Origin of the sequence: Sporichthya sp., assembly GCF_013815995.1 — a bacterium.
GTDB lineage: Bacteria > Actinomycetota > Actinomycetes > Sporichthyales > Sporichthyaceae > Sporichthya.
On sequence record NZ_JACDFE010000085.1, the window covers coordinates 10,829 to 16,323 of the forward strand.

At 69.8% G+C, this 5,495-nt stretch carries 6 protein-coding genes and 1 pseudogene; 2 read left to right on the plus strand and 5 right to left on the minus strand.

Annotation, left to right across the window (positions count from 1 at the left end; genetic code table 11):
- Window positions 1–53: 53 nt before the first annotated feature.
- Together H0X00_RS11325 and H0X00_RS11330 are read left to right on the plus strand one after the other, a co-directional pair.
- Window positions 54–656 (plus strand): HhH-GPD-type base excision DNA repair protein, encoded by a 603-nt coding sequence (locus H0X00_RS11325; RefSeq protein WP_293770008.1) that lies wholly within the window; start codon window positions 54–56, stop codon window positions 654–656.
- Between the two features lie 191 nt (window positions 657–847).
- Window positions 848–2,242: pseudogene (locus tag H0X00_RS11330) on the plus strand (RNA polymerase sigma factor); the annotation flags it as partial.
- A gap of 157 nt (window positions 2,243–2,399) precedes the next feature.
- Here H0X00_RS11330 and H0X00_RS11335 read toward each other — a convergent pair.
- The 5 genes from H0X00_RS11335 to H0X00_RS11355 all read right to left on the minus strand — a co-directional run bounded on the left by H0X00_RS11335 (window position 2,400) and on the right by H0X00_RS11355 (window position 5,347).
- Window positions 2,400–2,822, minus strand: coding sequence for a VOC family protein (locus H0X00_RS11335; protein WP_293770010.1), 423 nt, complete (start codon window positions 2,820–2,822; stop codon window positions 2,400–2,402).
- Between the two features lie 59 nt (window positions 2,823–2,881).
- Window positions 2,882–3,523 (minus strand): hypothetical protein, encoded by a 642-nt coding sequence (locus tag H0X00_RS11340; protein WP_293770011.1) that lies wholly within the window; start codon window positions 3,521–3,523, stop codon window positions 2,882–2,884.
- A gap of 74 nt (window positions 3,524–3,597) precedes the next feature.
- Entirely contained in the window at window positions 3,598–4,086 is a 489-nt protein-coding gene (locus H0X00_RS11345) for a DUF456 domain-containing protein (RefSeq protein ID WP_293770013.1), read from the minus strand.
- A gap of 14 nt (window positions 4,087–4,100) precedes the next feature.
- The gene (locus tag H0X00_RS11350) at window positions 4,101–4,256 is read right to left on the minus strand and encodes a hypothetical protein (protein WP_293770015.1); all 156 of its coding nucleotides are present in this window, start codon (window positions 4,254–4,256) and stop codon (window positions 4,101–4,103) included.
- A 203-nt stretch (window positions 4,257–4,459) separates the two neighbouring features.
- Entirely contained in the window at window positions 4,460–5,347 is an 888-nt protein-coding gene (locus H0X00_RS11355; protein ID WP_293770017.1) for a DUF4394 domain-containing protein, read from the minus strand.
- Window positions 5,348–5,495: the final 148 nt, after the last annotated feature.

Consider the following 5,495-nt stretch of genomic DNA (forward strand, 5'->3'; position numbering starts at 1 on the left):
CTACAGGTTGAGGGTGACGGCACCGTCAGGTCCGATGTGATTCCCTGGGAGCCATGGCGGCTACGAAGACGAAGAAGCAGGCTCCGGCCCGGTTCTGCATCGCCCAGGATCCGGCGGCTGACGAGGTGCTGGGCAGCGACCCGTTCGCCGTCGTGGTCGGGATGATGCTTGACCAGCAGTACGGCATGGAGCACGCGTTCCGGGGCGGCTACAAGGTCCTGCGCCGGTTCGGCACGCTCGACCCGGCGACGATCGCGACCGCCGACCCGGACTACTTCAAGACGGTGTGCAGCACCCCGCCGGCGATCCACCGGTACCCCGGGTCGATGTCGACCCGGCTCCAGGAGCTCGCCACCCACGTCGTGGCCACCTACGACGGGGACGTCACCCGTCTGTGGACCGAGGCGAGCACCGGGGCGGACCTGTTCAAGCGGGTCCAGCAGCTGCCCGGGTTCGGCAAGCAGAAGGCCCAGATCTTCGTCGCCCTGCTCGCCAAACAATTGGGCGTGCGCCCGGAGGGCTGGGAAACGGTCTGCGGCGACTACGCGCTGGACGGGCACCGGTCGGTGGCCGATGTCACCGACGTCGAGTCGCTGCGGAAGGTGCGCGAGTACAAGCAGCAGAAGAAGGCGGCGGCGAAGGCGGCCGGAACCTAGTTTTGGGCAGCTCGGCCGTGGCCGCGCTATACAGAAGTCAGGCACCCCGAGCCGGGTGTCGGCGCGCCCCGGAGGGGGCGGGTCCGACACGGACCTGGATCACGTGTCAAAATGCCGTGCGCCGGAACGTGACTGCGCCAAGCTCGACCGGTGCTCCCTCCGGACGCGCCTCGATCGTCGGAAGGTAGTTCGTGTCGGCTTCCCCCAGCCTCCCCCCTGAGTCCACTCCGTCCACCGCCGCGGGTTCGCCTGCACGCGCCGTGGCGGCACGTGCGGCCACCGCCCCGGCCGCCACCGCGAGTGTGGCCAAGAAGGCGCCTGCGAAGGCCCCGGCCGCCAAGGCGGCTGCTCCGGCCAAGAAGGCTCCGGCCACCAAGGCCGCTGCTCCGGCCAAGAAGGCTCCGGCCGCCAAGGCGGCTGCTCCGGCCAAGAAGGCTCCGGCCACGAAGGCCGCCGCGGCGAAGAAGGCCCCGGCCGGCAAGGCCGCCGAGGCCCCAGCCGGCGGCCCTGCGGAGGAAGTGCCTGCGGGCACTGTCGTCGCGGATCCCGCGGCCGCGACGCCTGCGGCCGAGGGTGAGACCGAGGGCGGCCCGGCCGACGAGGAGGTCGAGTCGGAGGCGTTCGTCATCTCCGACGACGACGATGACGAGCCTGCGGCCGTCGTCGCGCAGGCCGGCGCCACCGCGGACCCGGTCAAGGACTACCTCAAGCAGATCGGCAAGGTCCCGCTGCTCAACGCCGAGCAGGAGGTCGAACTCGCCAAGCGCATTGAAGCCGGCCTGTTCGCCGAGGACCGGGTCAACGGCGAGGAGAAGCTCAACGCGAAGCTGCTGCGTGAGCTGCAGATCATCGCCGAGGACGGCCGCCGCGCGAAGAACCACCTGCTCGAGGCCAACCTGCGCCTCGTCGTCTCCCTGGCCAAGCGCTACACCGGCCGCGGCATGCTGTTCCTGGACCTCATCCAGGAGGGCAACCTCGGTCTGATCCGCGCGGTCGAGAAGTTCGACTACACCAAGGGCTACAAGTTCTCGACCTACGCGACCTGGTGGATCCGTCAGGCCATCACCCGCGCCATGGCCGACCAGGCCCGCACCATCCGCATCCCGGTGCACATGGTCGAGGTCATCAACAAGCTCGCCCGCGTGCAGCGCCAGATGCTCCAGGATCTGGGCCGCGAGCCCACTCCGGAGGAGCTGGCCAAGGAACTCGACATGACCCCGGAGAAGGTCATCGAGGTCCAGAAGTACGGCCGCGAGCCCATCTCGCTGCACACCCCGCTCGGCGAGGACGGCGACTCCGAGTTCGGTGACCTGATCGAGGACTCCGAGGCGATCGTCCCGGCCGACGCCGTGTCCTTCACCCTGCTCCAGGAGCAGTTGCACTCGGTGCTGGACACGCTCTCCGAGCGCGAGGCCGGCGTGGTCTCGATGCGCTTCGGCCTCACCGACGGCCAGCCCAAGACCCTGGACGAGATCGGCAAGGTCTACGGCGTCACGCGTGAGCGGATCCGCCAGATCGAGTCGAAGACGATGTCGAAGCTGCGCCACCCCTCGCGCTCGCAGGTTCTACGCGACTACCTCGACTAAGTCCGAACGACACGAAGCGCCCCGCGGGTATCCGCGGGGCGTTCGTCGTGCCGGGCCCGCCACTGAGCGACAGGGTTGAAACCAGTGGGGCAGTCCCGCGGCCACCTGGGCGCCTCTCACGTCACAACCCTGTCGCTCAGTGGACTCCCGAATTCGATCAGGACTGCGGAGCGTCGGTGTTCACCATCCACGGCACGCCGAAGCGGTCGGTGCAGGTGCCGAACGCGGGGGAGAAGAACGACTCGCTCAGCGCCATGGTCACCTCGCCACCCTCGGCGAGGGCGTCGAAGACCCGCTTGGCCTCGCCGACGTCGGGCGCGGTGTAGCTGACGGCGATGCCCGTCTTGGGGCCGCCGTCACCGGTTGGGTCGTCCGAGGCCATCAGCAGCTCGTCGCCGATCTTGAGCGCGGCGTGCATGATCAGGCCTTCGCTCCCAGCGGGCAGGTTGCACTCGGCCTGGTCCGCGGCCGGCATCTCCGACATCGGGAGCAGCACCAGTTCGCCGCCGAAGATCTCCTGGTAGCGGGCGAACGCCTCCCGGCAGGTGCCGCTGAAGAACAGGTACGCGTGGAAGCTCATGGCCGTCTCCGATGTCCGGTGGTCGCTGTCCAGGTGATGACCGTGCCACGAGCCGAAACTCATCGCTCCTGCGGTCGGCCCCAGGCCTGCGGCCACGCGCTGCCGGGGCCGGCGGTGAGGCGCCGGACCTCGGTGCCGTCGGCGGCCATGACGTAGACGTCGATGGTGCCGTCGCGCCCGGAACTGAACGCGATCTGCTTCCCGTCCGGGGAGAAGACCGGGTCGTCATCGGTCGCGAGGTCGGTGGTGAGCGGCGCCAGGTCGGTGCCGTCGACGTTCATCGTCCAGATGTCGCCGTTGCCGCTTCGCAGACTGTGGAAGGCGATCTTCGGGCCGGCCGGGGAGAACGCCGGGTGGTTGTCGGCTCCGGGGGAGTCGGTCAGGCGGACCCGGTTGGTGCCGTCGGCGTTCATCACGAAGACATCGCCGACGGGGTCGGTCGCATCGAATGCGGTGTAGACGATCCGGGTCGCGTCCGCGGCGAAGGCGGGATCGAGACTGTGCGAGTTCAACCGCCGCGGGGTCGCCCCATCGGCGTTCATCAGCCACACCGCGTAGGCGCCGTCCCCGCGGTTGCTGACGAACGCGATCACCCCGTCGCTCTTCGCCGGCGCGGTCGACCCAGCGGGTGCCAGCGTAACGACGCCGACCAGCCCGGCGGCGGCCAGGCCGCTCACGGTGAGGACCCGGTTCCGACGCACCCGGCCACGCTGGAGCGCCCAGGTGGACGGGAGGGGAACGAGCGGTCAGCGCCGGATGTCCGCGCTCGGGTCGTTCAGGCGGTAACGACGGCGCCGGCCAGCCAGACTCCGGCGCACAGCGCGGCCGCGGCGAACTCGATCGCCATCGACAGCAGCGCGCCCCGCAGCGCCTCCTTCGTCGAGGGCCAGGCCAGGTCGTGGCTGCCGAGGCGGGCGCGCTCGGCCAGGTAGACGCCGAGGACGAACCCGATCAGGGCGCCGAGCACCGGCACCACGAAGAAGCCGACGACGCCGAGCGCGGCGCCCAGCAGGAGCGTCCGCATCGGCACCCCGGCGGCCTGCATCCGCCGCCCGGGCACGAGGTACTTCACGACCTGCCCGGCCAGCGCGACGACGCTGACCAGACCGAGGACCACCCAGCGGCCGTCACCGTCGGTCGCCAGGGCCCAGGCCAGAACGGCGAGGAAGACCAGCAGCAGGCCGGGCACGGCCGGAATGACGACGCCGACCAGCCCGATCAGGATCGCCGCGCCCACCAGCAGGTTCAGCGCGAGCGTGTCCACGGCCCGAAGCTAGCTCACGGGTCCTGGAAGTTGCGGGTCTCGCTGATCCCGTTCTCGCTACGCGGCTCCCAGTGGGTCGCGCCGTAGCTCATGCCGCCGACGACGCCGAGCAGCACCATCAGAAAGGCCACCCGCACCGCGAGGGTGTACGTGAATTCCTGGACCGACATGGCCCCTTTGACGTCCCGGTTGTCCCTTTGGATCCCGACGATCTTGCTTTCTGGGTAACCCAGATCCCATCGCCGGTGATCTGCATGGCGCGTAGCCCAGGCGATTGACCTCGATGGACCCCAGATGGACGGTGCCGGCGCGCCCGGCTGCTGTCCCTGACTCATGCCAGGGGAAAGTACCCAGACGCGCCCGCACATTCCCTCTAGCGCTGGTTGAGCGGCAGCGCGAGGCCGATGATCTGGCCCTTGTTCTTCGTGAACTTGCCGAGGGACTTCAGGCTGCCGTCGAGCAGGTCGACCCGGTAGAGCGAGCTGCGGGTCCCGTTGCTCAGCGCCGCGTAGCCGACGTTGTTCCTTGCCTGCCCGCCCTTGAGGGAGGAGTAGACGTCGAACCCGCTCGCCGCAGCGGCGTTGATGCCGAGCTTGCCGGTGGGCGCCAGGGTGCCGGCGTTCGCCGGGGACTGGATCGCAGCCCGGTCGAGGGCGGTGTCGAGGTCGAACAGCGTGGTCGCGGTGTCCGTCTTCGCGATCTTGTCGTTGTTCGTGTACGCCGCGCCGGTCACGCCGGTGGCCTCGGTGGTGCCCATGCCGGGGGGCGGCACCGGGTTGGTGAGTCCGGTGTCCTTGGTCGTCGCCCCGTTGCTCACGTCGACGCGCAGGTTCTGGCCGGTGTCGCTGACGATCCGCAACCGGTCCACGACCGGGTTGAAGTCGACGCCGAAGGATGCGCCGGACGGGGTCTCGCTCATCGTGGCGACCTTGGTGGCCTTCGCGTTCTTGGCGCTGATCGTGTAGATCGAGCCGTTCTTGGCGACGCCGTAGAGCTTGCCGTTCTCCGGCCGGTAGTCGATGCCGATGAGCTCGGTGCCGGAGTCCAGGCCGGACACCTTGCCGAGGGTGCGGGCGTCGGCCGGGTCGTCGACGTCGACGCAGAGCAGCGCGCCGCTCGCCGTCAGTGCAACCGCTTCCAGACCGACGGAGCGGTCGGTTCCGCACGCCTTGGCGGAGGCGGCTCCGGCGGACGGGGCGGAGGTCAGGGTCAGTGCGCTCAGGGCGGTGCCGACGGCGAGGGCCGCGGTCAGAGCCTTCATGGGTGTCTCCTGGCGTGTGGGGGCATTTGCTGGCCCCTATACGCCGCCGCGCGGCGACCCGGATGGCGCGCGCGGATGTGAGGGGCGCGACCCCCGAATCGGGAACTTTCGGGCAGGTACTCCCTATGGCGTACAAAAGGGGACGGGG